The sequence below is a fragment of the Pauljensenia sp. 27098_8_83 genome, assembly GCF_041432695.1.
Classification (GTDB): domain Bacteria; phylum Actinomycetota; class Actinomycetes; order Actinomycetales; family Actinomycetaceae; genus Pauljensenia.
The window spans coordinates 1-866 of the sequence record NZ_JAPWAD010000049.1 but is presented as its reverse complement, the minus strand read 5'-3'; the positions used below and the strand labels follow the sequence as shown (position 1 = coordinate 866).

The 866-nt window shown below is 58.8% G+C and carries 1 protein-coding gene and 1 pseudogene; both read right to left on the bottom strand.

Annotated elements, in window-relative coordinates:
* Positions 1–192, bottom strand: a pseudogene (locus O3656_RS10235) (DNA-binding protein); the annotation flags it as partial.
* Between the two features lie 43 nt (positions 193–235).
* A complete protein-coding gene (locus tag O3656_RS10230; RefSeq protein ID WP_500063970.1) occupies positions 236–706 on the bottom strand; it encodes a DNA-binding protein in 471 nt (156 codons plus the stop codon).
* Between the last annotated feature and the right edge of the window lie 160 nt (positions 707–866).

The window sequence follows — 866 nt, the reverse complement described above, 5'->3', positions numbered from 1 at the left end:
GAGCGTTCCCAGTTTCATGGACCGTTGCTTGTCGTATTGGGCGAGGTAGTACTTGCCGGTGCAGGCGTCACCTGTGGATTGTTCTTTCCAGGGCCAGGCGTAGACGATGTGTGCGTAGGTCCAGGGGATGACGAACGCCAGGACGAGGACGGCCACGACGACGGCGCGGATGCGTGCGGGTCTGATGCTCATGGGTGTGCTTCTGTGATGATGGGTGGAGTCATCCGTGATTTTGTTAGGGCTCATCATGGACGGTGAATGTGGGGTCTGGGTTGAAGCAGAATGTTGCTTTTCCTGGGTTGGGGGTGAACCAGACGATGTCTGAGTGGGCTTCCTTGAGGGTGAAGGTACCGACCCCCTCGACGGTGATGCTGTCGCCGCGATGGAGTCCGTCTGCGTGGCCGAGTAGGTCGTAGGGTTCGTTGTCGCTGGCAGCGGCGATACTGAAAGAGGCGGTGTCGCGCCCCATGGAGACTTCCCCCCTGCTGCTCATTCGAACCTTCCGCCCGTCGGAGAGAATGCCGAGGAAGATGGATCGTTGCTTGTCGTATGGGGTCAGGTAGTATTTGCCGGTGCAGGCGTCGCCTGTGGATTGTTCTTTCCAGTCCCAGGAGTAGGCGATGTGTGCGTAGGTCCAGGGGATGACGAAGGCCAGGACGAGGATGGCCACGACGATGGCGCGGACGCGTGCGGGTCTGATGCTCATGGGTGTGCTTCTGTGGTGATGGTCGGTGTCATCCGTGAGTTTGTTATGGGAAGTCACGGAAGGTGAATGTGGGGTCTGGGTCGAAGCAGAATGTTGCTTTTCCTGGGTTGGGGGTGAACCAGACGATGTCTGAGTGGGCTTCCTTGAGGGTGAAGGTACC